The 24,959-nt window shown below is 61.5% G+C and carries 26 protein-coding genes and 1 tRNA gene; 4 read left to right on the top strand and 23 right to left on the bottom strand.

Features of this window, described 5'->3' with window-relative positions; genetic code table 11:
* From AC1RTQ_RS01250 to AC1RTQ_RS01200, 11 genes are all read right to left on the bottom strand, one after another.
* The gene (locus AC1RTQ_RS01250) at positions 1 to 600 is read right to left on the bottom strand and encodes a hypothetical protein (RefSeq protein WP_492873774.1); all 600 of its coding nucleotides are present in this window, start codon (positions 598 to 600) and stop codon (positions 1 to 3) included.
* A 115-nt stretch (positions 601 to 715) separates the two neighbouring features.
* Entirely contained in the window at positions 716 to 1,177 is a 462-nt protein-coding gene (locus tag AC1RTQ_RS01245; protein WP_492873773.1) for a phage virion morphogenesis protein, read from the bottom strand.
* Positions 1,177 to 1,677, bottom strand: a complete 501-nt coding sequence (locus AC1RTQ_RS01240; RefSeq protein WP_492873771.1) for a phage tail protein — start codon at positions 1,675 to 1,677, stop codon at positions 1,177 to 1,179. The genes AC1RTQ_RS01245 and AC1RTQ_RS01240 overlap by 1 nt, the downstream gene beginning before the upstream one ends.
* Positions 1,674 to 2,162 carry a hypothetical protein gene (locus tag AC1RTQ_RS01235; RefSeq protein ID WP_492873769.1) on the bottom strand — a complete coding sequence of 163 codons (489 nt, stop codon included), beginning with the start codon at positions 2,160 to 2,162 and terminating at the stop codon, positions 1,674 to 1,676. The genes AC1RTQ_RS01240 and AC1RTQ_RS01235 overlap by 4 nt, the downstream gene beginning before the upstream one ends.
* Positions 2,159 to 2,734, bottom strand: coding sequence for a glycoside hydrolase family 108 protein (locus AC1RTQ_RS01230; protein ID WP_492873767.1), 576 nt, complete (start codon positions 2,732 to 2,734; stop codon positions 2,159 to 2,161). Before AC1RTQ_RS01230 ends, AC1RTQ_RS01235 begins: the two co-directional genes overlap by 4 nt.
* Entirely contained in the window at positions 2,731 to 3,195 is a 465-nt protein-coding gene (locus tag AC1RTQ_RS01225) for a hypothetical protein (protein ID WP_492873766.1), read from the bottom strand. The genes AC1RTQ_RS01230 and AC1RTQ_RS01225 overlap by 4 nt, the downstream gene beginning before the upstream one ends.
* A 29-nt stretch (positions 3,196 to 3,224) precedes the next feature.
* Positions 3,225 to 3,437 carry a tail protein X gene (locus AC1RTQ_RS01220; RefSeq protein ID WP_492873764.1) on the bottom strand — a complete coding sequence of 71 codons (213 nt, stop codon included), beginning with the start codon at positions 3,435 to 3,437 and terminating at the stop codon, positions 3,225 to 3,227.
* Positions 3,438 to 3,439: 2 nt separating this feature from the next.
* Entirely contained in the window at positions 3,440 to 4,027 is a 588-nt protein-coding gene (locus AC1RTQ_RS01215) for a head completion/stabilization protein (protein ID WP_492873763.1), read from the bottom strand.
* 20 nt (positions 4,028 to 4,047) lie between these two features.
* Positions 4,048 to 4,902 (bottom strand): phage terminase small subunit, encoded by an 855-nt coding sequence (gpM, locus tag AC1RTQ_RS01210; protein WP_492873762.1) that lies wholly within the window; start codon positions 4,900 to 4,902, stop codon positions 4,048 to 4,050.
* A gap of 68 nt (positions 4,903 to 4,970) precedes the next feature.
* On the bottom strand, positions 4,971 to 5,984 hold the full coding sequence (locus tag AC1RTQ_RS01205; RefSeq protein WP_492873760.1) for a phage major capsid protein, P2 family: 1,014 nt from the start codon (positions 5,982 to 5,984) through the stop codon (positions 4,971 to 4,973).
* 38 nt (positions 5,985 to 6,022) lie between these two features.
* Complete coding sequence (locus AC1RTQ_RS01200; RefSeq protein WP_492873758.1) at positions 6,023 to 6,847, bottom strand: GPO family capsid scaffolding protein; 825 nt, start codon at positions 6,845 to 6,847, stop codon at positions 6,023 to 6,025.
* Between the two features lie 306 nt (positions 6,848 to 7,153).
* Between AC1RTQ_RS01200 and AC1RTQ_RS01195 the strand changes: the two genes are divergently transcribed.
* Both AC1RTQ_RS01195 and AC1RTQ_RS01190 read left to right on the top strand, forming a co-directional pair.
* Positions 7,154 to 8,914 (top strand): terminase large subunit domain-containing protein, encoded by a 1,761-nt coding sequence (locus tag AC1RTQ_RS01195; protein ID WP_492874508.1) that lies wholly within the window; start codon positions 7,154 to 7,156, stop codon positions 8,912 to 8,914.
* Complete coding sequence (locus AC1RTQ_RS01190) at positions 8,911 to 9,921, top strand: phage portal protein (protein WP_492873756.1); 1,011 nt, start codon at positions 8,911 to 8,913, stop codon at positions 9,919 to 9,921. The genes AC1RTQ_RS01195 and AC1RTQ_RS01190 overlap by 4 nt, the downstream gene beginning before the upstream one ends.
* A gap of 307 nt (positions 9,922 to 10,228) precedes the next feature.
* Here AC1RTQ_RS01190 and AC1RTQ_RS01185 read toward each other — a convergent pair whose 3' ends face one another.
* The 3 genes from AC1RTQ_RS01185 to dmeF form a co-directional block, all read right to left on the bottom strand.
* Positions 10,229 to 10,441, bottom strand: coding sequence for a hypothetical protein (locus tag AC1RTQ_RS01185; protein ID WP_492873754.1), 213 nt, complete (start codon positions 10,439 to 10,441; stop codon positions 10,229 to 10,231).
* A 262-nt stretch (positions 10,442 to 10,703) separates the two neighbouring features.
* Positions 10,704 to 10,778 (bottom strand) — tRNA-Arg (locus AC1RTQ_RS01180).
* Positions 10,779 to 10,829: 51 nt separating this feature from the next.
* Complete coding sequence (gene dmeF, locus AC1RTQ_RS01175) at positions 10,830 to 11,789, bottom strand: CDF family Co(II)/Ni(II) efflux transporter DmeF (RefSeq protein ID WP_492873752.1); 960 nt, start codon at positions 11,787 to 11,789, stop codon at positions 10,830 to 10,832.
* Positions 11,790 to 11,860: 71 nt separating this feature from the next.
* Between dmeF and AC1RTQ_RS01170 the strand changes: the two genes are divergently transcribed.
* Complete coding sequence (locus AC1RTQ_RS01170) at positions 11,861 to 12,136, top strand: metal/formaldehyde-sensitive transcriptional repressor (protein WP_003075449.1); 276 nt, start codon at positions 11,861 to 11,863, stop codon at positions 12,134 to 12,136.
* A gap of 39 nt (positions 12,137 to 12,175) precedes the next feature.
* Here the strand turns inward: AC1RTQ_RS01170 and AC1RTQ_RS01165 are convergent, their stop codons facing one another.
* From AC1RTQ_RS01165 to AC1RTQ_RS01135, 7 genes are read right to left on the bottom strand one after another with little or no spacing between them, the layout of a single operon-like run.
* Positions 12,176 to 12,451: a hypothetical protein gene (locus tag AC1RTQ_RS01165; RefSeq protein WP_492873750.1), complete on the bottom strand. Its 276-nt coding sequence runs from the start codon at positions 12,449 to 12,451 to the stop codon at positions 12,176 to 12,178.
* 57 nt (positions 12,452 to 12,508) lie between these two features.
* A complete protein-coding gene (locus AC1RTQ_RS01160; RefSeq protein WP_492873748.1) occupies positions 12,509 to 16,759 on the bottom strand; it encodes a translocation/assembly module TamB domain-containing protein in 4,251 nt (1,416 codons plus the stop codon).
* A gap of 2 nt (positions 16,760 to 16,761) precedes the next feature.
* On the bottom strand, positions 16,762 to 18,669 hold the full coding sequence (locus AC1RTQ_RS01155; RefSeq protein ID WP_492873746.1) for an autotransporter assembly complex protein TamA: 1,908 nt from the start codon (positions 18,667 to 18,669) through the stop codon (positions 16,762 to 16,764).
* Positions 18,670 to 18,673: 4 nt separating this feature from the next.
* Positions 18,674 to 19,861 carry a vWA domain-containing protein gene (locus tag AC1RTQ_RS01150; protein ID WP_053281880.1) on the bottom strand — a complete coding sequence of 396 codons (1,188 nt, stop codon included), beginning with the start codon at positions 19,859 to 19,861 and terminating at the stop codon, positions 18,674 to 18,676.
* A gap of 18 nt (positions 19,862 to 19,879) precedes the next feature.
* On the bottom strand, positions 19,880 to 20,482 hold the full coding sequence (locus AC1RTQ_RS01145; RefSeq protein ID WP_302089197.1) for a GNAT family N-acetyltransferase: 603 nt from the start codon (positions 20,480 to 20,482) through the stop codon (positions 19,880 to 19,882).
* An 11-nt stretch (positions 20,483 to 20,493) separates the two neighbouring features.
* A complete protein-coding gene (locus AC1RTQ_RS01140) occupies positions 20,494 to 20,715 on the bottom strand; it encodes a hypothetical protein (protein ID WP_492873743.1) in 222 nt (73 codons plus the stop codon).
* A gap of 31 nt (positions 20,716 to 20,746) precedes the next feature.
* Positions 20,747 to 21,589 (bottom strand): AAA family ATPase, encoded by an 843-nt coding sequence (locus tag AC1RTQ_RS01135; protein WP_034366252.1) that lies wholly within the window; start codon positions 21,587 to 21,589, stop codon positions 20,747 to 20,749.
* Positions 21,590 to 21,705: 116 nt separating this feature from the next.
* Here AC1RTQ_RS01135 and AC1RTQ_RS01130 point away from each other — a divergent pair, with 116 nt between their 5' ends.
* Positions 21,706 to 22,368, top strand: coding sequence for a c-type cytochrome (locus AC1RTQ_RS01130; protein WP_034366246.1), 663 nt, complete (start codon positions 21,706 to 21,708; stop codon positions 22,366 to 22,368).
* Positions 22,369 to 22,528: 160 nt separating this feature from the next.
* Here AC1RTQ_RS01130 and AC1RTQ_RS01125 read toward each other — a convergent pair whose 3' ends face one another.
* Both AC1RTQ_RS01125 and kefC read right to left on the bottom strand, forming a co-directional pair.
* Positions 22,529 to 22,981 carry a DUF1841 family protein gene (locus AC1RTQ_RS01125; RefSeq protein ID WP_302093200.1) on the bottom strand — a complete coding sequence of 151 codons (453 nt, stop codon included), beginning with the start codon at positions 22,979 to 22,981 and terminating at the stop codon, positions 22,529 to 22,531.
* Between the two features lie 16 nt (positions 22,982 to 22,997).
* On the bottom strand, positions 22,998 to 24,890 hold the full coding sequence (gene kefC / locus AC1RTQ_RS01120; protein ID WP_492873741.1) for a glutathione-regulated potassium-efflux system protein KefC: 1,893 nt from the start codon (positions 24,888 to 24,890) through the stop codon (positions 22,998 to 23,000).
* Positions 24,891 to 24,959: the final 69 nt, after the last annotated feature.

Below are 24,959 nucleotides of genomic sequence, written 5' to 3'. Positions count from 1 at the left end.
TCAAACTCCATTGTGCATATTCAGAAAGCGGGCTAGATCCGCAGACGAAAAGTCGTCGTCCACGACTAAGGTGCGTTCCGGAGGCAAATCTTCCACGATTTCTTCAATTTTCTGACAGGCGGTCTGAACGAAGGGTTTAAAGCTCGCTTCGCTCCTACGGCTTCGGCGCTCCAGCCTCTCAATAATTGTGTCGGGGCTCTGGCGCAGAAACAGATATGCGGCTGGAGGGCCAATGCGTAGCATTAGCGCTTCATAGACTGACTTATAGGCGTTGAAATCGACATCAAGTCGCTGCGATGCCCACAATAGATCAGTAGGGAACGACCAGTCGCAGATGGCAACTCCCGCTTCTGGAGCGGTTGTCACAAGATGAGCGTGCTGAATCAAAAAGGACAGATCGTATCCTAGGTAGCCGAGTGACCGAATTGCTCTCTCATCGCCCCAAAATGCATTACGGTCATGTTCCTCACCCAGTACATGCTGATCAGACGCAGCGATGTGCTTGGCCAGCGTAGTCTTCCCTGCGCCAAATACCGCAATAATTTCAACGCGCGCTTTGGGCAGCGAATGTTCAAGTTCAGGGACAGATAAGGTAAGCATGTGACGTAGCCAGAAAATTGGACGTATTCTCGCCTGCTAATCAGCTTGGTGGCGCATATGAGATTCCAGACCCTATAAAAGATATCAAAGCTTGGCCGTGGATCTGCAGCCAATTTCAAGTTGCCTGCTTAAGCAGGATGTCCTCTATGTCCTTGATTTCCTGCTGCGTGTAGCCCAGCAGCTTGCGGCTCGCATACTTCACCACAGGGCTGTTGCGGTCGCGGCGGTCTACCTTGTCGCGCAGGCCGTAGTGATGGACGCGGGCCACGTAGGACACGCGGGGATTCATGGCCACGCTGGCCATGTCTGCAGTGGCTTTGCGCTGCAGGTTGCGAGCCTTGCGCAGCCCCATGAACATTTGCCCACGAATGGCGCCCTGGCGCTTGGCCAGCTGCTCGCGCGGGCGGCGTGGCTCATATGGGGAGCCGTCCGGGTTGCGCTGGTCAGCAATGCGCTGGGCTTGGCTCTTGCGCAGATAGGTGGCCACCTCCAGCATGGCGGCCTTGCGGCCTGCCGGCTCCATGCGCTGCAGCAGAGGCGTGGCCCACTCTGCGAGCTGCTCCAGGGCGTCGGCCATCACTCAAGCCCCTGTGTCTGGTGCCACTCTGCGCCGATCTTTCCGCCCAGGTAAAGGCTGTAGTCGCCGGTTGCGTAGGGCTTGGGGCTGTATATCTCGCCCCTGTGTTCTGCGGTCAGGCGCTGGCGGCCTTGGTCGTCCTTGTCTTCCTTGACGATGACTGTCTCGGTCAAGTCCACCTCAATCACAAGGTCCACTTTGTCATTGGCCAGGACTTCGACATCAAAGCGCAGCCCCTTGGCGGCCTTTTCCTTGTTCTGCAGCAGGTCCGGCTGGTAGGTGCTGAGCCAGGCCAGGATGGGAACGGCGAACAGATCCATATTGCCCGCGAAGTCCAGCATGATGAGGCGCACCGTGAAGCGGTATTCAAAGGAAAGCGTTTCGCCGCTGCGCGCCACCATGTTGCCGGACTCCACAAACATCTTGAGCCGCTGCGGGTCGGTCTGCAGCTCAGGGATGGCACCCGTAAGGAAGTTGCGCAGGGCTTGCGGTTTCTTCATGGCTGTGCCCCGTTGGCTTGGCGCATTACCTGGGCGTATCCGTCAATACAGGTGTTGAGGTCCCTGATTGCGTTGTCGCCGTCTTCGGTGATGCGGACAAGAGCTGCAGCATCCGCTGGGTCAATGTCGGCTCTCGCTTGGACAGGCCCAGCGGCGGCACTGTGACTGCTTCCCGGTTGGACGGCGGTGCGGACTGACAGGCGCAGAGCGCCACTGCGCAGGTCAGAGTCAAGGCGATCAAAGGCTTTTTGGGCATCGGCTTTGTCCAGTTGGTTACGGTCCAGCAGTTGTCCGAGCTGCCCAGCCAGTTGGCCGCTGCGCTCGATGGAGAACTCCAGGCGCTGGACAGCGGCGGCGCTGTGCTGGGCCTGGGCCTTTTGTATGCCCCGTTCTTCCGCGCGCTGGTCCACGGCGTAGAGCAGGACCAGTAAGGCGATGGGGACGACCAGCCGGGTGAGGGTGGCGATGATGCTGGCGGGCGTCATGCTGGCAGGAATGGTTTGCCGCCCAGGAATTCACCCAGGGCACGATTGAGCTGCCAGCCGTATTGAAAGGCCTCATCCTTGGGCCGGCGCTCGGCCAGCTCCTGCAGATACACGGACTGGCGGGCAACGACCATGCCAAAGAGCACGCCACCGCCTTCACGCCCGCGCTTTTTGAGGAAGGCACGCAGGGCCGCCAGGGTGATGGTGCCGATTCGGCCGTCATCTTCCAAGTCGTCATAGTCGGCCTGCTGGCGGTTGAGCACATTCAGCGCCCGCTGCAACTGAGCTGCGGCAGTCTTCTGACCGGCCAGGACGCCGAAGTCCAGCAGGCATTCCGCAAGCGCCGGGTAGACCTCATCGACCAGATGAAACTTTGGCTCCACCCAGTAGCGGCGCAGATAGATGCTTTGCGCTGTGGCATGAGGCAGGTCACGCATGGAGCCGGTGTAGCCATAGGCGCGAGCCGTGGCCACGGTGATGCCGAACTTGGTTTCGCCGCCCGAGTCCTTGGGGTCGTTGACGTAGCCGCCCTCGCGCTCGATTAATTCATTGATGTAGGTAACGGCGCTCATTCGGCACCTCCCTTGCGGCCCGCAGCGCCATGGCCCGCAATGTCACCACGCAACTGGTCGGCCATTTCGGTGATGGTCTGGCCTTCGCTGCGCTTGAGCCAGAGGAAGACGCCCGCCACGATCCACGGGCCAGGGATGGAGCAGACCACCAGCACGCAGCCCGTGATGATGAAAAAGCCCGCAATGGACGGCACGGCGGCCATGGTGGCCAGACGCATCCCAGCCTCAAAGACGCCCGGCCAGTGCTGCATGAGCAGCACCAGTGCAGGCACGCCCAGCACAAAGCCACTGACCAAGCAGGCCAGGACGCGGTTGAGCAGGTCGCCGCGCGGGTCGGTGCTGCGAAGCGGCACGAAACGCAGGCCCAGCCAGAAGGCAATCAGGCTGGCAATGACCGGCAGGGAGAAGAGGGCGAGCTTGTAGCCCGCGAAGGTGCCGACAGCAGAGGTGGGTTCAGACATGGCAGTGAGGTGGTTTGGTTGAGCAGGCGTCAGTCCCACAGGGAAATGGTTTTCGGTGCGGTGGGGGCGGTGGGCGGGTCGGGCAGGATGACCCGCCGACCCAGGGGCAGAACGGGACCAAGCGCGGCAAGGCCTGGGTTCAATGCATAGGTGGCTTCTGTCACCCCTGCAGTGGTGCCCAGGTGGCGTAGACAAAGCATGTCCACGGTGTCCCCTTGCTGTGCCTGGACGTTGATGGTCATGGCTAGATCAGCTCCGATTCCATGCGGGCCACGCCCAGGATGTCGCGCACGGCGCGCAAGGCGTCAGCGCGGTAGTCGCTGGCCTGCAGGTCGCGGCGCTCATCGCCGGGTTCGGTGCGCCCGGTGGCGTCTGCGCCGGCATAGCGCTCGATGAGGTCGGCCTTGGCATAGGCGTAGACAGCGCGCTCAAAGCGCAACACGTTGACGCTGGTGCCGTTGATGGCGATGGCCGGGACAGAGGAAAGCGCATCGAACCCGGCAGCAGCTTGCGCGGCAGCCCAATTGCTCAGGTCCTTTATGACGCTGGCCAGGGCGTTGGCGGCGGCGTGGGTGAGGCGGGCAGCAGTCACGGAGCCGTCTACGTCTACGCTGTCGCGCAGCTTGGCGAGGTCGATGTGGGGCCAGAAGCTGCCAGCGTCCAGCACACCCGTAATGGGCGGCTTGCTGGGCGGGTCGGTCACGATGATGGGCGGCGCGTTGGCAATCAGGGTCATGGTGCTGGGCTGGTGTGGTGCCAACGTAGTGGGCGGTGGTCGCAGGGCGTTGCGGTAGGCCGAAGCCTTCGCGCGGCCCTGCGAGCCGCCCAGCACGGGGGCTGTGCTCGGTGGGTTTAGCGCTTGCCCTTGGCTGCGGGCTTGGCGGTGGCGGCTCGCTTGCGTGGTACAGGGGCAGCGGTGGCAGTTGCAGCTGCCGGTGCAACGGGTGCCGTCGCGTCATTGGTCTGGGGTGGTGCCGCCAACGCGCGCAGCTTGCGCTCGATGCGCTCCATGTCCTTTTTGACGCCGCTCTGCGCATCCAGCTTGAGCGCCTGAGCCAGCAGCGCCTGGACGCCGCCCAGGGTTTCCTGGGGGATGTCGTCCAGCGCCGGTTCCTCGGCGGTCTGGACCTTGCCCAACATGGCATAGGCCGTGGCCTTGTAGAGCTTGGCGCGGGCTTGGTCGGGGGCATCCAGGCTTTGCGTGATGCCATCCACAGCGGTCAGGTGCTCAGCCGGGTGGGTGTCATCCGGCACCATGCCACTGGCGTCCGGCTTGATGGGGTTCCACTGGCCGCCCAGGTAGGCGCCCGCAAACTCGTCCATGAGCAGGGCGGCGGTGCTGCGGTGGTACTGGTCGGGCAGGGGCAGCTTGTGCTGCACGGCATAGGCGGCCATGCGCAATGCCAGTCCGTAAGCCCCGGCGTCAATGGCCCAGACCATGGTGGTGGTGAGAACCAAATCCTTGGCGCCCCGGCCATTGGTCAATGCGCCTTCGATCCAGGGCAGGTAGTCGGGCAGCATGGTGGCCTTGGCTTGGCGCTTGAGCTGTACCGATTCCATGTTTTTGAGTGTGCGCTTGTCGGTGGCCAGCTTGGCCATCATCAGCTCGTATTCGCTGCCCTGTACCTCAATGCCGAACGGACTTTCGGCCTGGGCCTTTGCAGCCAGCACGCGGGCGCGGTGACGCTGTGCGGGGGTGAGTTGCATGATGCGTTCTCCGGTAGTTGCGGATAGAGGCCGCAGCCTGATGCGGACTGACGGCGGCCCGGCTGGGCTTAGGCCTCGACGATTTCGATGTTTTCGACCACGGCAGCGAGGCCGATGTCTTCCACCACGTAGGCGTCATTGCTGGACTCGTAGTTCTCCACGCGGTTGCGCTTGGGGTTCTCGACGATGTAGCGGCGACGGCCGCCGCGCTGCCAGTACACAGAGAGGTTGTCCAGCGTGGTGATGAACAGACCGTTTTCAGGGAAGAACGGCACTTGCACGGCCTGCAGACCGCCCACGCGCTTCTGGCTGATAACGATGTCTGCCGCCAGTGTTTCGCTGGGTGCCTGATTGGTATTGACCAGCGGGAAATACTTGTCGTGGAGCAACTTGGCACCCATTACGCAGACAAGGTTGGGGTTGTTGCGGTGCCAAGGGTCCAGCATCTGCTTGGCATCAAAGACTGCGGCGTCCAGATTCTTGAAGTCGCCAGAAGCGCCGATGACGACCTTGCCCGCCACCTTGCCTTCGTGCATGACGCTCTGGGGTGCCTCTTCGCGCATCTTCTGCAGCCAGCCCTTGTTCACGTCCTGCAGCAAGGGGTTGGCCGCAAGGTCTGTATTGGGCTCGATGGCCACGCCGTTGAAGCCGATGCACATGCGGTCCAGCGCTTGACGTTGGGCCAGCATCCGCGCCACACGGATCTGGAAGTCGGGGAACTTGGCCCAGGCGTCGATGAGCGCATATTTCAGGTGCGAGTCATAGTTGGTCTGCTGGCAGTGGTAGCCGCGAGCGTTGATACCGCTCAGGTCGCGGGTCTGGCGGTCCTTGCTGTCCGTGTTGGTGCGGCTGGCAATGGGGCCGGACAGCGACAGGCCAAGCTTTTCGCCTTGCATCTCATCCACGGGGATGATGTTGATTCGCTGCAGGAATTCGCTGGACTCCTGCATGGCGCTTTCCAGCTTTTGCTGGACGCTGGGAGCGACGGCAAATGCTTTGCTGGTGTCGTCGGCATTGACGCCATTGAGCAAAGCCACACGGGCGAGAAGTTCGTTATAGCTTTTACGGCTTTCGTTGCGCATGAATGGTTCCTTGAAGTGGGATGGATTGGGCGGACGGGTCAGAAATCGGTCTGTTGCTGACCGGCGCCGCCATTGGCCACGGGGCGGCGGTTGGGGGCTTCGGTGTTGTCCAGCTTGGCGAACTGCTGCTTGAGCTGGTCGATGTCCGCACTCATGGCTTGCAGCGACTGGTCGGTCTTGGCCTGAGAGGCTTGTGCAGCCTGGACATGCTTGGAGAAGTTTTCGCCCAGCTCGCCGAAGCCATCAGCCACAGCTGCAAAGCGGGCGTCGTCGGTGACTTCCTTGCCGGTGAACTTGGCCACGGCGGCGGCAATGCTGGCCTTGAAGCTGGCCACGATGCCGGCGCTTTCGTCTTCCAGCTCCAGAGCCAGGGGCTCGGCCACGGAAAACACATCGTCGGGTTGTTCCTTGCGCAGCTTGAAGGGGTTGGCGTCCGGGTTCTTGGCAGCGAACTCCAGCATTTCGGTGCCCAGGCTGGCGGGGTTGTCGGTGACGGCCAGACCGACGAGATAGGCCTCGCCGGAATCGGCGAAGCTGGGGCGGACCTCGATAGAGGTGTAGAGCTTCTGGCGGCGCTTGTTGAGCTCGACCAACTCGTCGGTGGCATCTATCTGGGCGAGCAGAGCCAGCTTTTTCTGGCCGCCAATGTCCACCTCTTCAGTCTTGACGGCCAGCACATCGCCATAGGCGCGGAAGTCGCTGTTAGGGCCGTAGCCGCGGATGTGCTCCATGTTGACGCGGGCGCCGTACACCTTGGGGTTGTAGTGCTTGGCGATCTGCAGCAGCCATTCGCGGTCAATGGTGCGGCCGTCAGAGGTGGCGCCTTCGACGGCGACGCGGAAGAAGCGGGATTTCTTGGACATGGATGGATGAGCCTCGCTGATGGGTTTGCCGGTGTCCGGCGGTGAGTTCGCTGTGAGTTCTCATGGTGTCCAGCGGTCTGCGCCGCGTCACGCGGGTGTCGTTGTGGCGGCGCGGTGGACGTAATCGCGTGCTGGTTTAGTTGGTGCCCGCCCGGAAAACTGCCTGCCATGGCACGAAAGAAACCGACCGGGGAGGACTGCGCCCCATTTGCCGCTGGCGAGCCGCCACAGGCCAAAGGCACCAAACAGAAGGACGCTGATTTCGGTGCGCTCGTGCTCGCCCAGGCCCAGGAGCAGGGCAGCGCCATGCAGGCGGCTGTGCTGGCCAATAGCTCGCAGCCCAAACAGGTGGCGCGGTATCTGTACTGGCAGGGCTGGCGGCCCAAGCTGATAGCGGAAAAGCTGGGCGTTCCTGCAACCACGCTCTACGGCTGGCGCGATGCGGAAGAGTGGGACAAGTTCACGCCACTTGATCGCGTGAACGGTGCGCTTGAGTTGCGCATGGTTCAGCTCATCATGAAGGACGAGAAGACGGGCGGCGACTTCAAAGAAATCGACCTGCTCGGCCGCCAGCTGGAGCGCACGGCCCGAGTGGAGCGCTACCAAGAAACCGGCAAGGAAGGGGACCTAAACCCAAACATTGCCCGCCGCAATGCAGCACCCAAGCGCAAGCCCAAGCGCAACGAGTTCACGCCCGAGCAGACAGAGCAGCTACTTGAGATATTCCATGCAGGGAATTTTGGGTATCAAAACCGATGGTTTGAGGCCCAGAAAGAGCGCACGCGCATTCTGCTCAAGTCGCGCCAGATTGGAGCTACCTACTACTTTGCCCGCGAAGCCTTGATTCGCGCAGTGCTCGAAGGGCGCAATCAGATTTTTCTGTCCGCATCCAAGGCCCAGGCGCACCAGTTCAAAAACTACATGGTGGCTTTTGCCAATGAAGTGGGGGTAGACCTGGGCGGCGATCCCATGGTGTTGTGGAATGGCGCCGAGCTGCATTTCTTGGGCACCAATGCCAAGACGGCCCAAGGCCGTAGCGGCGATTTCTATTTCGATGAGTTCTTTTGGACAGGCAATTTCAAGGAACTCAACAAGGTGGCCAGCGCCATGGCCACGCATAAGCACTGGCGCAAGACCTATTTCAGCACCCCATCCGCAAAGAGTCATGAGGCCTATTCGTTCTGGACCGGAGAGGACCGTAACCGGGGTCGGGACAAGACCAAACATATGCAGATTGACCTGAGCCACAAGGCACTGGCCAACGGCCTGCGCTGTGCTGATGGTCGATTCCGCCACATCGTGACCATAGATGACGCTTTGCGCCTGGGTTGCAATCTGTTTGATCTGGCCGAGCTGCTGGAAGAGTACCCGGACGACGAATTTGCCAATCTCTTCCGCTGTGAGTTCATCGACGACAGCAATTCACAGTTCACGCTGCAGATGATGCAGGCGTGCATGGTGGATTCGTGGGAGGCATGGGCCGACGACTTCAAGCCACTGGCGCAGCGCCCGTTTGCGTGGCAGCCGGTCTGGGTTGGCTATGACCCCTCGTTTACCGGCGACACGGCCGCCCTGGTGGTGATCGCGCCGCCCAAAGTGCCGGGCGGCAAATTCCGCCTGCTGCACCGCCAGCAGTTCCGGGGCGCTGACTTTGAGGCCCAGGCCGAGTACATCCGCAGCATCACCGTGCAATACAACGTGACGTTTATGGGCATCGACACCACGGGCTTGGGCCAGGGCGTCTATCAGAACGTCATCAAGTTCTACCCGCAGGCGCGTGCCTATCACTATGACTTGGCGCTTAAGGCGCGGCTGGTGCTCAAGGCCAAGCAGGTCATCAGTAAGGGCCGCCTGGAAATGGACGCCGACTGCACCGATGTGGCCGCCGCGTTCATGGCCATCAAGAAGGTGCTGACGCCCAGCCAGCGCCATGTCACCTATCAGTCCGGCCGCTCGGACGACATCGGCCACGCCGATCTGGCCTGGGCGGTCATGCACGCACTGGATAACGAATCACTCGCCGGGGATGTCCACGGCGGCAGCTCATCTGTAGAGGTTTACGAATGACCAAAAAGAATCCCACCCCCATGGCCAAGGCAGAAACACAGGGAGGGCAGGTAGAGGTCTTCACCTTCGGGGACCCCGAGCCGGTCAGCCGCCTGCGCCTACTGGACTACGTGGAAGCGATGTTTAACGGTCGCTGGTATGAGCCGCCGTTTCCGCTCGATGGACTGGCAGATGCTTTCCGAGCATCGCCGCACCACAGCTCTGCCATCTACCTGAAACGCAACCTGCTGACTGCGAGCTTTGTCCCGCATCCGCTGATGTCGCGCGAAACCTTCAAGGCCTGGGCCACGGACTTTCTGGTGTTCGGCAATGGATACCTGGAAGCCCGCCGCGCTTTGTCCGGCCGCACCATGCGTTTTGAACATTCGCTGAGCCGGTACATGCGCCGGGGCCAGGAGAAGCGCTATTTCTACGTGCCGAACTGGCGCGAAGAACATGAGTTTGTGCCTGGTTCCGTCTTCCATCTGCGAGAGCCAGACATCAATCAGGAGCTGTATGGCCTGCCCGAGTACCTGGGCGCGTTGCAGTCGGCGCTACTGAATGAGTCCGCCACGGTCTTCCGGCGCCGCTACTACGAGAACGGAAGCCACGCCGGCTTCATCATGTACCTGAGCGACAGCGCTGTGAGCAATGGGGATGTGGAGAAGCTGCGTGAGCAGCTGCGCAAGTCCAAGGGGCCGGGCAACTTCCGCAATCTGTTTGTCCACGCCCCAGGCGGTAAGCCCGAAGGCCTCAAGCTGATACCAGTGAGCGAGATTGCTGCCAAGGATGATTTCAGCGCAATCAAAAACGCGAGCAAGGACGATGTGCTGGCCGCGCATCGCGTACCGCCTGGACTGCTGGGCATCATCCCCAACAATACGGGCGGCTTCGGCAATGCCAGCCAGTCACTGCAGGTGTTCTACGAGAATGAAATAGTCCCACTGCAGGGACTGTTTGAGACATTCAACGAGTGGGCGGGTATGGATGTTGTGAGGTTTGCACCCCGGACGGGCAGCGAAACCTAAGCCGATCCACCCCAAGATCAGCAGGGCGCCTAGGCGCCCTTTTTTGCGCCCGCACTGCGTCACCCCTTCGCGCCGCCGCACGCGCGCGCCAAGGCCGTAATCCAGGCCTTCCCGGCACGGTTTCACCCATGACCCAGGCCTGCAATCCAGACCCGAAGCCGCCCCCTCAATCCCTTGGCGCGCCATGACGCCCCCGCCGCGCCTGCCCGCTTCATGGGCCGCAAATTACTACCCGGTCGGCTTACCTCAAAGCCCCGCCAATGCACGCAATGCATGGCATTTGGGTGGTGTTTTGTATTACGGAAAATTACGAGGTTTTAAGCACAAGCTTTGCATCCGCCGCCGTGCTTGCGACGACATCCAGCCTGCGGGCCATGGGCTTGAGGATTGCATGTACACAGGCTGCGCTTACCTTGGCGTTCTGAGCTGCGGCAAGCAGTTCACACAGCGCTCCGACCGATGCGCTTAGATCATCAATCTCGCTCTGAAATTGCTCATCTTCTGAGTTCTTTGCCGCCATAACTACCTAACAGATACTGTATGTGCGTACAGTATATTCCGCACATTACTGTGTGAGCAAACGCTATCTTTTTTATATCGAGGCCATGCGCAAAGGCCACTTCATGGCGGCATGGCTAGTAGAGCCGGACTGCAGTTGGGACGAAAAAAAACGCAGCGCCATTCAACACGGCCTGCGTTTATCAAAGTCTGAGGGTAAAAGCGAGGAAATGTCCCGCTTATGTCCCACTTCCACCAAAAACCATTGAAATTCAATGCTTTACTGGTCCCCCCGACAGGAATCGAACCTGTATCTGTCGCTTAGGAGGCGACCGTTCTATCCATTGAACTACGGGGAGGGACGCTGGATTCTACCCGTGTTGCCAGCCTGCGGAATCCAACCGACTTATTTATGCCGGCTCTGTACTGTTGACTTCGACAGAGACGTGGGAGAGTTCTTCGTGTACAGATAGCAACTGGCGGATGTAGTCGGGTGTGACCGTGGCTGCGCCCTCGACCTCGACTGCGATGATGCAGGCATAGTGGTTCTTGCCCACGCGCCAGACATGCAGGTCTGTGATGTTGACGGGTTGTGGACCTTGTGCAATGGCTTCACGCACTTCTTCCACGACGGGAGCATCCATTTCGGCATCGAGCAGCACGCGGCTGCTTTCGCGCAGCAGGCCTAAGGCCCATATTGCCACCATCACGGAGCCGACCAGGCCCATGACCGAATCCAGCCAGGCAAAGTCCAGGAGCATGCCGCCCAGCAACGCTGCGATGGCCATGACCGATGTGGCGGCGTCTGCAATCACGTGCAGATAGGCCGAGCGCAGGTTCAGGTCGCCAAGCGCGTGGTCGTGTCCATGGTGATGATCGCTGCGGTGCTCATGGCCTTGGTGATGGTGGTGCCCATCCTTGAGCAGCCAGGCACACGCCAAGTTGACCAGCAGGCCAAGAGTTGCCACGCCTATGGCCTGCTGATAGTGAATGGCGGCAGGCGAGAGCAGACGTTGTATGGATTCAAAAGCCATCAGGGCTGCAACCAGCAGCAGGCAGATGGCGCTGGTGTAGCCCGCCAGGATTTCTATCTTCCAGGTACCGAAGCTGAAACGTCTGTCATTGGCCAGTTTGCGCGCACCGGCATAGGCGCTGACGGACAGACCCAGCGCCAGCGCGTGTGAACTCATATGCCAGCCATCGGCCAGCAGGGCCATGGAGTTGAAGTAATAGCCGGCAGTGATTTCCAGCACCATCATGGCCAGCGTCAGCAACATGGCCAGCTTGGCGTTTTTCTCACCCAGCGGATTGCCTTGGTCAAAGCGGTGGGAGTGTTGCCGGGTCAGGGGGGAGTCGGTGTATGAGGTCATGATTGGCGTGTTTTTATATACTCTACCCCAGTATATTTTCCATGCCGACATGAGGACTACAATTCCTACCTATGTCGCATACCGTTTCGAATCAAAAGCCATTGCTCGCGCGCATTCGCCGTATCAAGGGGCAGACACAGGCTCTTGAGCGAGCTCTGGAAGAAGGGCAGGACTGTGCAGTGGTGCTGCAGCAACTGGCGGCTGTGCGCGGGGCCGTCAATGGTTTGATGCTGGAGTTGCTCGAAGGCCATGTGCGCGAGCATCTGGGGGCCGAGGCCGCGACGGCCGAGCAGCGTGAACAGGACCTGGAGCTGGTCGTGAAGGTGCTGCGTTCCTACGTCAAATAAGGCGTGGCAGCAGGCCGCTGAGGGCCTGAATAAAGTGGATCAGGACCGTAACTGCGCAACCAGATCATTGATGAATGGCTGTATCCCAGGATGCTTGCATAGCCATTCCCTGCCCAGAAATTCTTCGATCGACTGCTGCTGCAGCCCGAGGCCGGGCCGGCCAGCCGATGCGGCCTGCAGCAAGTCATGAGCGCGGTTCATGACTTGCTCGCTGTCTGCAGCTGCGGGCTCGCCCAGCTCCTGCATCCATTCCTGCTGGATGCGGAGTATGAGCTTGCCTGCGGCTTGCTCAAGCGCTGTGCGGTTGCGTGGCATCGCAGGATCGATAGCTGTTATTGCATGCCAGCAAGGGGATGAAGGCAGCTCTCATGCTTAGTCCTTGCGAACGGTATAGACGATGTCCATGGCGCTGGTCATGCCGGTCTGAGCGCGCAAGGTGACGCTGCGCGACAGGTCGTAGAAGATATAGATGATGCCCATGGCTCCCGACAGGCTCTGCTCGTAGGTCAGGTAGAGCTTGTCCGAAATGCGTTTGCCCATGGTTAGCGCCGCACCTGCTGCATCCGTGCCATCGCCGCCGCCTTTGAATCCGACTTCATCGAGCCCCAGGCTGCCCGCAATCTTGCCGCTGGAGCTGTTGCCGCCAGCCAGCAGGGCCATGGCGGCCTGCTGAAGCAAGGCGCTGCTGGCACCGCCGGAGGCAGGGTCGCGGCCCATGACTACCCAGGAGAGCTTTTCCGCGTCGGGCAGGGCAGGGTCCGAGTACAGCAGCACGCGTGGCGCACTGGCCGTGCCCAGCACTTGCACGCCGGCCTTGACGGCAATATTCGGGCGCAGCGCCAGTATGTCCAGCGAGGGGTTGTTATAGGGGCCATTGAAGCGGATCAGGCCGGTTTCCACATTCAGCGACTGGCCCCAGGCACGGTAGCGACCTTGCTCGGTACGGATTTCGCCAGTCACGCTGGGCGGGCCGCCGATGTAGCTGGCTCCTCGCACTTCGAGCTGGCCCAGCAGCCGCGTGGTGATGCCAAATCCTTGCAGCGCAAAGTCACGGCCCATGTCGAGCTTGACGAGAATGTAGGGCACCTTGCGCGGAGTGGCGCGGGCCTGCTCCTTGCGGGCCTGTTGCTCGCTACGTCGGCGTTCTTCCTCTTCGGCCTTGCGCGATGCCGCCGAGCGCACGACCACATCCTTGTCCAGCGATGGTGCGGATTCCTCGGGCAGGATGATGGAGGCTCTGTCGACCGTCAGGTCGCCGCGCAGCGTGAACTGGCCTCGCTCCAGTCGGGCCTGCAGATCGCCGGAGACGCTGACCTGACGATCGGCGCGCACCAGGACCTGCAGCTTGCTGGCCCTGGCCTGCAGATTCATGCTCAGACCTGATTCGCCTTCCGCACCCGGTGGTGTGAACTGGGCATAGCCCGAGCCGATAAGCTGGCCGCCGTCTTCGGGCGCTCGGGTCAGATTGCCGCTATAGCCCAGAATGCGCGCCTGGCTGCCCTTGCCGCCCTTGAGGCGCAGTTCGGTGATGTCCAGCCTGGTGCCTTGCAGCTTGGCGCGCAGAATGCCGTCGCGCAGGTCCACGCCATCGAGCAAGGACGCGATGTTGAGCCCATCGGCCTTGATATCGCCCAGCCACTTGGGGTCCTGCAAAGTGCCGCTGATGCTGGCATCAGCCGCCAAGCTGCCCTGAATGCGCCAGCCTGGTGGCGCAAACAAGGACCACAGTCCCATATCGGGCATATTGGCGTGCAACTGACCGGACAGAGGCGCCGTGGCGGGCAGCGACCAGCCGTCTTTCTGGTAGCTGAGCTGGGTGCGCAGGTCGGCACTGAGCTTGCCTGCGCGCTCGCTGTCCCAGAGCAGTTTGGCGTTGACCTGGCTGCCCTGAGCCTGCACGTTGAGGCGTATGTCCTTGATGCGCGAGCGCATGCCTGCGCCGCCGATCTGGCGCGTGCGTGTGCCGCCAGCGCGTGTGGCAGTGGGGCCGGTGGTCTGGATGACGGTGGTGCTGGAGCCATCGTCCACCGCCAGCCGCAGATCACCTGCGGCGCGCTCGACCGTGAGATCGGCCTTGAGATCCTTGCCCAGGGTGTCTAGGTTCCAGCGCGCGTTGAAGCTCAGGTCGCCGGAAATCCCTGCGGCCTCCAGTGGTGGGTCGTCATCGCCAAGGCTGAAGGCATCGACCCAGGCCAGTGGAATTCCAAGCGCCTGTCCTGCGCTGCGCACACCCCATTGGCCGCTGGTGGAGCGGGTGACGGAGCTCGCTTCCCATGCCAGCTGGGCGGGGGGCAGTGGCTCGCTGCTGGTAGGTCTAAGGCCCAATTTCGGGGGCGTGATCTGCAGTTTGCCGGCGCTGAGCTGATAGACGGTGCTGAGCACCGTGCTGCCGCCGGTGCGCTGCTTGATCTGCATGGGTGCGCCAGCTTGCAGCTGTACGACCCAGGGGCTGGGCTTGTTCTTGTCGGGAGTGAGCTGGGCTTGCAGCTTTTCCAGACTGGCCTGCCAGTCCAGCGGTGCCATGCCCTTGCCGCCGGCCAGGCCGGCCTGCAAAGCGGTGTCGAGCTGAATGCTCTTGCCTGCTTGCTGGGCCTGTGCGGTCAGGCCGACCCTGGCATTTTCGGGGCTGCCGTCAATGCTCAATGCCAGCGCAGGCAGGACGGTGCTCTGTTCGGCTGCGGCGCCGGCGGACAAATAGCGAATTTTCTCGGCGCGCAGCTTGGCCTGAATCTGCAAGCCACTGGCGGGAATGGCCGCGCCATGGGGAGCGCTCAGGCGCTTGAGCAGATTTTCCCAGCCGCCCTTCAAGGCCAGTTGCAGATCTGCGCTGCCATCGAGTTGCGCGCCGCCCAGCGGATCCTTGACGCCCGGCAGCTTGCGCAGCCATTGCGTGAGCGTGCTCATGGAGCTGAGCTGCAGCTGGCTTTGGACAACGCCGCTGGCAGGACCCATCTGTCCTTCAATGCTCAGCTGCGCACCGGGTGCGGCGGCCTTGAGTCGAGCCCTGGCCTGCTGGGTTTCGGTGTTGAATTCCACAGACGTGGCATCGATGCTGGCCTGCAGGGCTTCCAGCTGCAGCTTTTCCAGCTGCAGCAGCGGGGCCTGCCACTGGCCTTTGGCAGCCAGTGTCTGAATGCGCAGCGCCTTGCTGTCGCGCTTGCCGCCTGCGGCCTGCAGATTGGCGGCAAACACAATCTTGCTGGCAGCGGTATCGCCGCTGCCAGGCTCGGCTTGCACAGCCTTTGCGCTGATTTCGCCTCCCAGAGGGGCGGCTTCCATCGTGCTGTAGAGATCGGCCGGGTTGAGTTGTTCCACAGTGGCCAGACCTTCAAACAACCGGGTGCTCGGCGTGAACTGACCGCCGAGTGCGATATGGCCCTTGCCGATCTGGATACGGGAGTCGTTCACCTGCCATTGCTGGCCGTCGAAATGGACTCTGGCCATCAGCTCGGCCACGGGCAGGCGTTGCCGGTCCCAGGGGCCGGGCAGCGCGTTGCTGAAGCTGGTGCTCAGGTTCCAGGGCTGAGTCTCCAGGTTCGCAGCTGCAGCTACCGTTTCGTCGGGGCCGGCCTGCAATTGGCCGGTCAACAAGGTGCGCGGTCCTTGAGGCCAGAATGCCGAGACATCGAGATTGCGGAGCTGGGCCTTGGCAGCCAGCAGCGGCTGACTGCGCCAGGGCATGATGCTGGCCGCCACATCCGCCTGCATGGGGGGAGTATCTGCAGCTGGCCCGGGCTTCGAGCCTGAGGGCTGCCGATTGTTGTTCTGCTCGGGGGCGAGATCTGTGTTGCTTTGACGGTCTGCACCGGAGTTGGAGGTCTCGGCGCTGGCATTGGCGTTGGCTTTGATCTCCAGCCTGGCCTCGTCGGTGGCCAGCGTGCCTTCGGCTGTCACCCTGGCCTGCACGGCGATGGTGCTGAGGGCGTCATCGCTTTTGTCCAGCGGGTTGGGCACTTGCACATCGCCTGTTGCTTCGGCCTGCAAGGCCATGGGGGCAGCGCCCTGCAACTTCAGCTGGGCCTGGTAGGCTCCCTGGGCAAAGCGCAGACTGCTGACTTTGAGTTCATGGTCTGTGCCGGTGTATTCATAGCGACCGCGCAGGTCCTGCACCACGGCTTCGGGCGGGCCTTGCCAGATGATCTGATCGACCTTGAAGGGCAGCTCTATCTTCACCGGCAGGGTCAGCGACTTCAGCGGTTCGCTGGCGGGTTTGTCGGGGTCGGGGGTGCTGGAAATGCGCAGCTCGGCAATATGAACCTCGCCCAGCTTGAGTGTGCGCGACAGCAGCAAAGGCCTGAACTGCCAGCCGATCTGAGCTTCCCTGACTTCGACCTTCATGGTCGGGCTTTGCCATTGCAGCCATCCGATGCGGCCGCCGTTCTTGACGCTGCCCGTGACCTCTTTGGCGACCAGGGACTGGTCTGCGGGCATCCAGCCGGCCACACGCTGCAGTGTCTGGTTGAGCGAGTCGTCCTTGCCAATCCACCACAGCAGGCTGCCAAGCGCCAGCACCAGGGCGAGCAGGGTCGCTGCAAAGGTCCAGCCCAGCGCACGTAGCCAGCGGCGGCGTTTGAGAGGCGAAGAGGAGGCCTTGGTGGGAGGGGATGTGTTTTGTTCTGCCATGCTTAAAACGTGAAGCCCAGACGCAGGTGCAGGCGCAACTGCTGCTCCTGTGCGCCCCAGGCGAGATCTGCTTGAATTGGGCCGACCGGGCTTTTCCAGCGAATGCCGGTGCCAAAACCGACGCGGGTGTAGAGACGGTTGATGTCATCGCCCACGGTGCCGGCATCGATGAAGACGGCGTGCTCGAAGTCCTGCGTATTGCCCTTGATGGTGATAGGCCGTTGCCACTCCACGCTGCCCATGGCCAGATAGCGGCCCGCAATCACACGGCCGTTGTCGGTGCGAGCGCCAATCGATTGATAGCCGTAGCCGCGCACCGTGTTGTCGCCACCCGTCAGAAACATGATGGTGGTGGGCAGATCCACATCTTTCTTGGCCATGACGGCGCCGATTCCCGCCTTGAGCTGCAGGCGGCTGTGGCGCCTGGTTTCCTCGTCACGCTCGCCCAGCGGTATCAGGCTGAGCCAGCGCCCAGTGAGGCGCCCGAACGGCGAGCGCTGCGGCGTCAGCGTGGTGCCGGCACCAGCCTCCAGGGCCAGGCCGAAGCCCGAGGTAGGCAGCAGATTGTTGTCGAAATAGCGGGCCGTCCAGCCATAGTTGGCCAGCAGCGAGGAGGCACCGGGCGGCGCGCCTGCTCCCTGGGTCTTGGCGTAGTCGTACTGCAGGTACATATTGCGCTCTATGCGGTCTTCGGCCTTGGAGCGGCCAAAGCGCATCTGCGCACTGTTGGTGTAGAAGTCGCCTGCAGGTGCACGCTCGAGCTTGCCGCTGGCAAACCAGCGCCAGAGATCCTCTCCGGGAAGGCCAACCAGCTGCGTGGAGATCAGCGGGTTCTTCCTGTCCAGCTGTAGCTTGCTGACGGCACGCCAGTTCAGACCGGGTACCTTGTTGTAAGTGTGATCGATGGACAGGCGCGGTCCGGTGTCCGTGCTCAGGCCCACACCGAACACCCATTTCTGCAGCTTGGCTTCGCGCACCTTGGCAATCACGGGCGAGGTGATGGCTGCCCCCTGATTCTTGCGCTGCTCGTCGCGCTCTGCTTCGGTCGCGGCCTGTTGCGGCGAATCGGCCAGGGAGAGAAATACCGAGTCGTAATAGCCGCTGCTGACCAGGCGCTGCTGCGCATCGAGCATGCTTTGCAAGTCATATTCCTGACCTTCCGGCAGGCGCGCGATACGGGCCGTGCGCACCGGGTCGTAACGCTCGGCACCATCGATCTGCAGCGGACCGAACGTATAGGCAGGGCCGGGGGCATAGCTCACGCTGACTTGGGCCTGGTTGGTGTCTGCATCTACATCGGCCAGACTGCTATCGATGCGTGCCAGCGGGTAGCGGCGCTTTTGCAGCTCCTTGAGACCACCGCTCTTGGCGCTGCTCCAGGCCGATTGCGAGAACTGTTCGCCGGCCTGCAGCGGCCAGGTTTCCTCGATATGCAGGCGCTGCGAGGTTCCCAGCTCGTCGCTGGCATTGATGCCGGCAAAACGCACCTCGGATTTCTCAATGATGGTGGGCGGGCCCGGATCGACCTTGACCACCACTTTGCGCGGCGCTTCCTCCTCGGGGGTATCGGTCAGCTCGACAGTCACCGTGGGGCTGAAATAGCCCAGGGTGCCTATCAGCTCGCGCACGTTGGCATCGGTCGCGCCCAGCAGGCGCGTCAGCTCGCGGCGCTGCAGATCGGGTTGGTGGCGAAAACGCTTTAGCTCAAGATGCTGCTCCAGCAGCGCACGGACTTGTTTTGGGGCATCGACTTCCAGCGTGAAGGCCGGCGGGCCGCTGGTATCGATGCCCATGGCTTCGGCTTCTTTATCTTTGGGGGAAAGCAGGCTGCAGCCGCTGAGGAGCAAGGCGGCTCCCAAAAGCAAAGCCGGCCTCAAGGCCGGCTTTTTCAAGGGCAAGGTCTGGGGCATGCCCCTATTTTGACAGCATGCGCATGGCGTCTTCCAAGCCTTTGAGCGACAAAGGGTACATGCGGTCTCCCATCAACTGCTGAATGATGCTGATGCTCTGGCGGTACTGCCATACGCCCTGTGGCTCCGGATTGATCCAGGCAAAGTGCGGGAAGGCATTCGTCAGGCGCTGCAGCCACTCGGCACCGGGCTCCTCGTTCATGTACTCGACCGAGCCGCCGGGTTGCAGGATTTCATAGGGGCTCATGGTCGCGTCGCCGACAAAGATCAGCTTGTAGTCCTTGTTGTACTTGCGAATGATGTCCCAGGTCGGAAATTTTTCGGCAAAGCGGCGGCGGTTGTTCTTCCACATGAAGTCGTAGACACAGTTGTGGAAGTAATAGAACTCCAGATGCTTGAGCTCGCTCTTCACGGCCGAGAACAGCTCCTCCACGCGCTGTATATGCTCGTCCATGGTGCCGCCCACGTCCATGAGCAGCAGCACTTTCACATTGTTATGCCGCTCGGGAATCATCTTGATGTCGAGATAACCCGCATTGGCGGCCGTGGAGCGGATGGTGTCCGGCAGATCCAGCTCCAGCTCGCTGCCCTGGCGCGCAAACTTGCGCAGGCGGCGCAGAGCGACCTTGATGTTGCGCGTGCCCAGCTCCTGGGTGTCGTCATAGTCACGGTAGGCTCGCTGCTCCCAGACCTTGACGGCGCTCTTGTTGCGGCCCGGCCCACCAATGCGTATGCCCGCCGGGTTGTAGCCGCCATGACCGAAGGGGCTGGTGCCGCCCGTACCAATCCATTTGTTGCCGCCTTCGTGGCGCTCCTTTTGCTCCTCCAGACGCTTCTTGAGCGTCTCCATCAGCTCGTCCCAGCCCATGGCTTCGATCTTGGCCTTGTCCTCGGGGCTGAGCTCGCGCTCCAGAAGCTTTTGCAGCCAGTCCTGCGGAATTTCCTTGCTCAAGTCGGCCAGCATCTCCACGCCCTTGAAATAGGCGGAAAAAGCGCGGTCGTACTTGTCGTAGTGCTTCTCGTCCTTGACCAGAATGGTTCGGCCCAGGTGATAGAAGTCGTCCAGGCTCCAGCGATCCTCGCTCTTGGGGCCGATGATGCCCGCGTCCAGTGCTTCCAGCAGAGCCAGAAACTCCTTGACCGACACAGGCAGTTTGGCGGCACGCAGGGTATAGAAGAAATCGATCAGCATGAAAAATGCCTCCAGCGCTTATGCAGCGGGTGCATGCTGCTCTAGCAGGTAGAGCAGTTGTGCACGGGCTTCAGGCCATTCGCCACTGCGCATGCTGTACATCACGGTGTCGCGAATCGTGCCGTCGCGGCGCAGCGCATGGCCGCGAATCACGCCATCCTTCTTGGCTCCCAGCCGCTCGATGGCGCGCTGGCTGGCGAAGTTGAAGTTGTCCGTGCGCCAGCCCACCACATGGCAGCCCAGCGTACCGAAGGCATGGGCCAGCAGCAGCAGCTTGGCAGAGGTGTTCACATGGGTGCGCTGCACGCTTTTGGCATACCAGGTGTAGCCAATCTCCACGCGGCGAATGGCGGGCACGATGTCGTGATAGCTGGTCGTGCCCAGCACCTTGCCGCTGGCATCGTCAAGCACGGCGAATGCAAAGCGGTGGCCTTGGTCACGGCCCAGCAGCGCGGTCTCGATATAGCTGCGCACCTCGCCAGGTTCGGGCACGGAAGTCACGCGAATCTTCCACAGCTCTCCATCGGCAGCGGCTGCGGCGAGGCCCGTCTCATGGCTCAGGTCCAGCGGCTCCAGCCGCACGCCGCGGTCGCGCAGAGTCACGGTTTCTACAAAAGTCATGGCTTGCTCACTCAAAGAGGTTTGCGCTTGCTGCGCCAGAATCGGGCCAGCTTGAGACCCAGTCCTCCACCCAGACCCACCATGGCGATGGCGGCAATGCTGCCAGCGCCATAACCCTGGGCGAACAGATCCAAGCCCAGTACATGGGACAGGCCCCAGCCCAGCAGGGCGCCGCCCACAAAGCCGACGGCGTCGGAGCCGCCTTCCAGCAGCAGTTGTTGTGCGGTGCTCATGGGCTGTGTCTCCTCGGTTTTTGATGTCGGCTCAGCGATTGCGCTGGTTCATGAAGACCAGCTTTTCAAACAGGCTCATATCCTGTTCGTTCTTGAGCAAGGCGCCAACCAGGGGGGGCACGCTGACCTTGCCTTCCTCGGATTGCAGGGCCGATGCAGGAATTTCCTCGGCGACCAGCAGCTTGAGCCAGTCGATCAGCTCGCTGGTCGAAGGCTTTTTCTTGAGGCCGGGCAGATTGCGCACATCGTAGAAGACCTTCATGGCCGCGTTCAGCAACTCGCCCTGCAGCTTGGGGAAGTGCACGGCCACAATCTGGCGCATGGTGTCGGCATCGGGGAACTTGATGTAGTGGAAAAAGCAGCGGCGCAAAAATGCGTCAGGCAGTTCCTTTTCGTTGTTCGAGGTGATGAAGACCAGCGGGCGGTGCTTGGCGCGGATCATCTCATGGGTCTCGTAGCAATAGAACTCCATGCGATCGATCTCGCGCAGCAAGTCGTTGGGGAACTCGATGTCGGCCTTGTCGATCTCGTCGATCAGCAGGGCCACAGGGCGTTCCGCAGTGAAAGCCTGCCAGAGCACGCCCTTGACGATGTAGTTGTGAATGTCCTTGACGCGCTCGTCTCCCAGCTGTGAGTCGCGCAGACGGCTCACGGCGTCGTACTCGTAAAGGCCTTGCTGGGCCTTGGTGGTCGACTTGATGTGCCACTGCAGCAGTGGCATGTCCAGCGCCTGAGCCACTTCCTCGGCCAGCATGGTCTTGCCCGTGCCGGGCTCGCCCTTGATGAGCAGAGGGCGCTGCAGGGTAGCGGCAGCGTTGACGGCCAGCATCAGATCTTGCGTGGCCACGTATTTGTCGGAACCTTGAAACTTCATGGGCGGTATCAGCGTAAGTATTGATAAGCGTGCGAAATTCTCACTGCCATAATCGTTTGCACTGCAGCAAGGCATTTGAGCACCCGTCTGAACTCTTGAAGGATTGTGCGCGCAAAATGATAAAAACTTGGACCACGGTATTGGCAGTAGTTGTCGCATCAGTGACCGGCGCGGCAAACGCCCAGGCTGTCAAGGGCGATGCAAAGGCCGGCGAAGGCAAGATCGCCATGTGCATAGGCTGTCATGGCATCACCGGTTATCAGGCCAGCTTCCCTGAGGTTTACAAGGTGCCGATGATCGGCGGGCAGAACGAGGCCTATATCGTTTCGGCTCTGAATGCCTATAAAAAAGGCGAACGAAAACACCCCACCATGCGTGGCATTGCCGACTCGCTGAGCGAGCAGGACATGGCCGATGTGGCGGCCTTCTATGCAGGTCATGGCAAGGCCAAGGACGGCAAGGCCAAGGAGGCGAACCCTGCTGTCACGGCGCTACTGCAAAAAGGTGCCTGCTTCTCCTGTCACGGTGAAGGATTTTCAAAACCCATTGACCCGTCCTATCCCAAGGTGGCAGGGCAGTATTCGGACTATGTTTTCCGCGCGTTGCAGTCCTATAGAACCGATGGCAATCCGCTCATCGGGCGCAGCAATGGCGTGATGGCCGGCATTGCCAAGCAGTTCAAGAGTGACGAGCTGCAGCAGCTCGCCAAGTACATCGGTAGCCTGGACAGCGAGATGCAGGTAGTGGCGCAGCCGCACTTCCGCCTGGGCCAGAAATAGACCTTGTTTCAGAAAAAGCAAAAAGCCCGTGAAAACGGGCTTTTTGCTTTTTCTCAACTGGATGCAGCTCAGGGGCCCTGTACCCGGGGCTTGGAGGATACAGGGCAGGAACCCTCCTGCAGCGATTGTGTCATTTCCCCGCCGGAGGCTGCGCAGCACATCAAGGGGTACTTTTAAAACTGCCGTCGGTGGTGGCCAGACGCTGAACTCCGGCGACATACGCCTCACCATCGGGCGGGCGTCCCGAGCGTTGGCTTTCCCAGAGCATCTGGCCCAGGCATTCCATGGCAGCGTGATGGGCGTCATGCAGATCACGCTTTCTTGTCAACAGTTCCACGGCCTGGCGTATGCCGCGTGGCGAGTCCACGCTGCACTGCTCGCTGATGGACAGATGCATGGACAGGTGCAGAAACGGGTTGGTACGCTCGGTCTCCGCGTCGTAGTTACGCGCCACGGCGGCATCCACGTCGGAGAGCTCGTCGAAGTACTCGGGGTGCTCGTCTATCCACAGGCTGGCCAGCGTCTCGATGGCCTCCATGGGCGCGCCGCTGATCATCTTGGCGCGCACACTGCAAAAAAATCGCCGTACGTCGGCTTGACTCGGGTTGAACATGATGGCGCGCAGCGTATCACGGCTGCCGGGCATCAGCCGGACTGTGGTCTTGCTCGCCGGCCGGGGCGGTATCCGGTGTCTCTGCGTTGCCAGCCAGGAGGTCGGCACGTTCCTTGGCCATTTGCTCCACCAGTTGCTGGCGGCCCTGCTTGGCCACCGCAATCAGCTGGTTCTTGTCCTTGTAATGCGGGTACATGCGCTCGGCCAGTGCCAGATTGTGTTCCCTGAAGCGTGCCGTGATGCGTTTGGCCTCGGCCGGACTCTGACCTAACAGCTCCAGCACCGACTGGGCCGAGATCAGGCTGGACTCGAACACTTCACGCTGGGCATGCTCCACACCCAGGTCGCGCAGTTGGAACCAGTGATTGAGATCCCGGGTGCGGGCCACGATCTCCAGGTTGGGGAAATGCTTGCGTACCTGGCTGGCTATCTTGAGGGACTGCTCGGGAGTGTCGACGGCAATCACCAGCACATGAGCCTTGGCTGCGCCTGCAATGCGCAGCAGATCCATGCGAGTGGCATCGCCGTAAAACACCCGGTGGCCATAGATCTGCGCGGCCTCCAGCATTTCCACGCTATGGTCCAGGATGGTCGGGCGTATGCCCTGGGCCAGCAACACGCGAGCCACGATCTGGCCGTAGCGGCCGAAGCCGGCAATGATGATGGGCGAGTCCTGAGGCTCGGAGATCTCTTTGGCCTTGTCGGAGCCGCATTCCTCATCCTTGATGGTGGAAAAGCGGCGCAGCAGCAGTTTGTCCAGCAGCACCAGCAGCAGCGGGCCCAGCAGCATCGACAGAGCCACGGCCGCGACCAGCATGGACGAGACGCTGTGGCGAAACACCTTGTACTGCGCCGCCGTCTGAAACACCACAAAGGCGAATTCCCCGCCTTGTGCCAGCATCAGCGTGAACACCGGGCGTTCGCGCCAGGGAATCTGCATGAATTTGGCCAAGCCGAAGATCATCACTGCCTTCAGTGCAATAAAGCCCGTCACCATGGCGGCCATGGCCCAGGGAGACTGGAGGATGACACCAAAGTCAATGCTCATGCCCACGGCCATGAAGAACAGGCCCAGCAGCAGCCCTTTGAACGGCTCGATATTGGTTTCCAGCTCGCTGCGGTATTCGCTGTCGGCCAGCAGCACGCCGGCAAGGAAGGCACCCAGCGCCATGGACAGGCCCACCTGTGTCATCAGCATGGCAATGCCTACGACCAACAACAAGGAAGTGGCGGTAAAGATCTCGGGGGTCTTGCTGCGCGCAATCCAGCGCAGCAGAGGTTGCAGCAGCAGGCGGCCGCCGATGATGACGGCGCCAATCGTGCCCACGGTCTTGAGAATGGCCAGCCAGACATGGCTGTCACAGTGGCTTGCATGGGCGGCCTTGTAAGCGCCGAGAATCGGAATCAGCGCCAGGATGGGGATGGCCGCCACGTCCTGGAACAGCAGGATGGAGAAGGCGGCCTGTCCGCTGGGAGTACGCATCAGATTGCGCTCGGCCATGATCTGCAGGCAGACAGCGGTAGACGACAGTGCCAGGCCCATGCCCGCAATCAGGCTGACGCGCCAGGACAGACCGAAGGCCCAGGCGGCCAGAAACAGAATGCCGGTGCAGACCACCATTTGCGCCATGCCCCAGCCAAAGATCGGTCGCCGCAGCTCCCAGAGGCGCTTGGGCTGTAACTCAAGTCCGATCACGAACAGCATCAGCACCACGCCAAATTCGGCAAAGTGCAGGATGTCGTCCACATTGCGCACCAGGCCAAAACCCCAGGGGCCCATGGCAATGCCGGCGCCCAGGTAGCCGATGATGGCTCCCAGGCCCAGGGCTCTGGCGATGGGGACAGCCAGAACCGCCGCCGTAAGATAGATGAAGCCGTAAGTCAGCCAGATGGGAGAGCCGTGTTCCATGGGAATGTTATGTGGTGTTAACCCTAGAGAGATTCCATTTTGGCACCCTCAGCCAAGCGTCAGATTTTT

This window comes from Comamonas sp. GW821-FHT11H03, from assembly GCF_058807955.1.
This window is presented reverse-complemented; position numbering and strand designations above follow the sequence as displayed.

Coding starts and splice junctions, on each gene's coding strand:
- AC1RTQ_RS01250 (WP_492873774.1), bottom strand. CDS start 600: ATGCTTACCTTATCTGTCCCTGAACTTGAACATTCGCTGCCCAAAGCG.
- AC1RTQ_RS01245 (WP_492873773.1), bottom strand. CDS start 1,177: ATGGCCGACGCCCTGGAGCAGCTCGCAGAGTGGGCCACGCCTCTGCTG.
- AC1RTQ_RS01240 (WP_492873771.1), bottom strand. CDS start 1,677: ATGAAGAAACCGCAAGCCCTGCGCAACTTCCTTACGGGTGCCATCCCT.
- AC1RTQ_RS01235 (WP_492873769.1), bottom strand. CDS start 2,162: ATGACGCCCGCCAGCATCATCGCCACCCTCACCCGGCTGGTCGTCCCC.
- AC1RTQ_RS01230 (WP_492873767.1), bottom strand. CDS start 2,734: ATGAGCGCCGTTACCTACATCAATGAATTAATCGAGCGCGAGGGCGGC.
- AC1RTQ_RS01225 (WP_492873766.1), bottom strand. CDS start 3,195: ATGTCTGAACCCACCTCTGCTGTCGGCACCTTCGCGGGCTACAAGCTC.
- AC1RTQ_RS01220 (WP_492873764.1), bottom strand. CDS start 3,437: ATGACCATCAACGTCCAGGCACAGCAAGGGGACACCGTGGACATGCTT.
- gpM (WP_492873762.1), bottom strand. CDS start 4,902: ATGCAACTCACCCCCGCACAGCGTCACCGCGCCCGCGTGCTGGCTGCA.
- AC1RTQ_RS01205 (WP_492873760.1), bottom strand. CDS start 5,984: ATGCGCAACGAAAGCCGTAAAAGCTATAACGAACTTCTCGCCCGTGTG.
- AC1RTQ_RS01200 (WP_492873758.1), bottom strand. CDS start 6,847: ATGTCCAAGAAATCCCGCTTCTTCCGCGTCGCCGTCGAAGGCGCCACC.
- AC1RTQ_RS01195 (WP_492874508.1), top strand. CDS start 7,154: ATGCAGGCGGCTGTGCTGGCCAATAGCTCGCAGCCCAAACAGGTGGCG.
- AC1RTQ_RS01190 (WP_492873756.1), top strand. CDS start 8,911: ATGACCAAAAAGAATCCCACCCCCATGGCCAAGGCAGAAACACAGGGA.
- AC1RTQ_RS01185 (WP_492873754.1), bottom strand. CDS start 10,441: ATGGCGGCAAAGAACTCAGAAGATGAGCAATTTCAGAGCGAGATTGAT.
- dmeF (WP_492873752.1), bottom strand. CDS start 11,789: ATGACCTCATACACCGACTCCCCCCTGACCCGGCAACACTCCCACCGC.
- AC1RTQ_RS01170 (WP_003075449.1), top strand. CDS start 11,861: ATGTCGCATACCGTTTCGAATCAAAAGCCATTGCTCGCGCGCATTCGC.
- AC1RTQ_RS01165 (WP_492873750.1), bottom strand. CDS start 12,451: ATGCCACGCAACCGCACAGCGCTTGAGCAAGCCGCAGGCAAGCTCATA.
- AC1RTQ_RS01160 (WP_492873748.1), bottom strand. CDS start 16,759: ATGGCAGAACAAAACACATCCCCTCCCACCAAGGCCTCCTCTTCGCCT.
- AC1RTQ_RS01155 (WP_492873746.1), bottom strand. CDS start 18,669: ATGCCCCAGACCTTGCCCTTGAAAAAGCCGGCCTTGAGGCCGGCTTTG.
- AC1RTQ_RS01150 (WP_053281880.1), bottom strand. CDS start 19,861: ATGCTGATCGATTTCTTCTATACCCTGCGTGCCGCCAAACTGCCTGTG.
- AC1RTQ_RS01145 (WP_302089197.1), bottom strand. CDS start 20,482: ATGACTTTTGTAGAAACCGTGACTCTGCGCGACCGCGGCGTGCGGCTG.
- AC1RTQ_RS01140 (WP_492873743.1), bottom strand. CDS start 20,715: ATGAGCACCGCACAACAACTGCTGCTGGAAGGCGGCTCCGACGCCGTC.
- AC1RTQ_RS01135 (WP_034366252.1), bottom strand. CDS start 21,589: ATGAAGTTTCAAGGTTCCGACAAATACGTGGCCACGCAAGATCTGATG.
- AC1RTQ_RS01130 (WP_034366246.1), top strand. CDS start 21,706: ATGATAAAAACTTGGACCACGGTATTGGCAGTAGTTGTCGCATCAGTG.
- AC1RTQ_RS01125 (WP_302093200.1), bottom strand. CDS start 22,981: ATGTTCAACCCGAGTCAAGCCGACGTACGGCGATTTTTTTGCAGTGTG.
- kefC (WP_492873741.1), bottom strand. CDS start 24,890: ATGGAACACGGCTCTCCCATCTGGCTGACTTACGGCTTCATCTATCTT.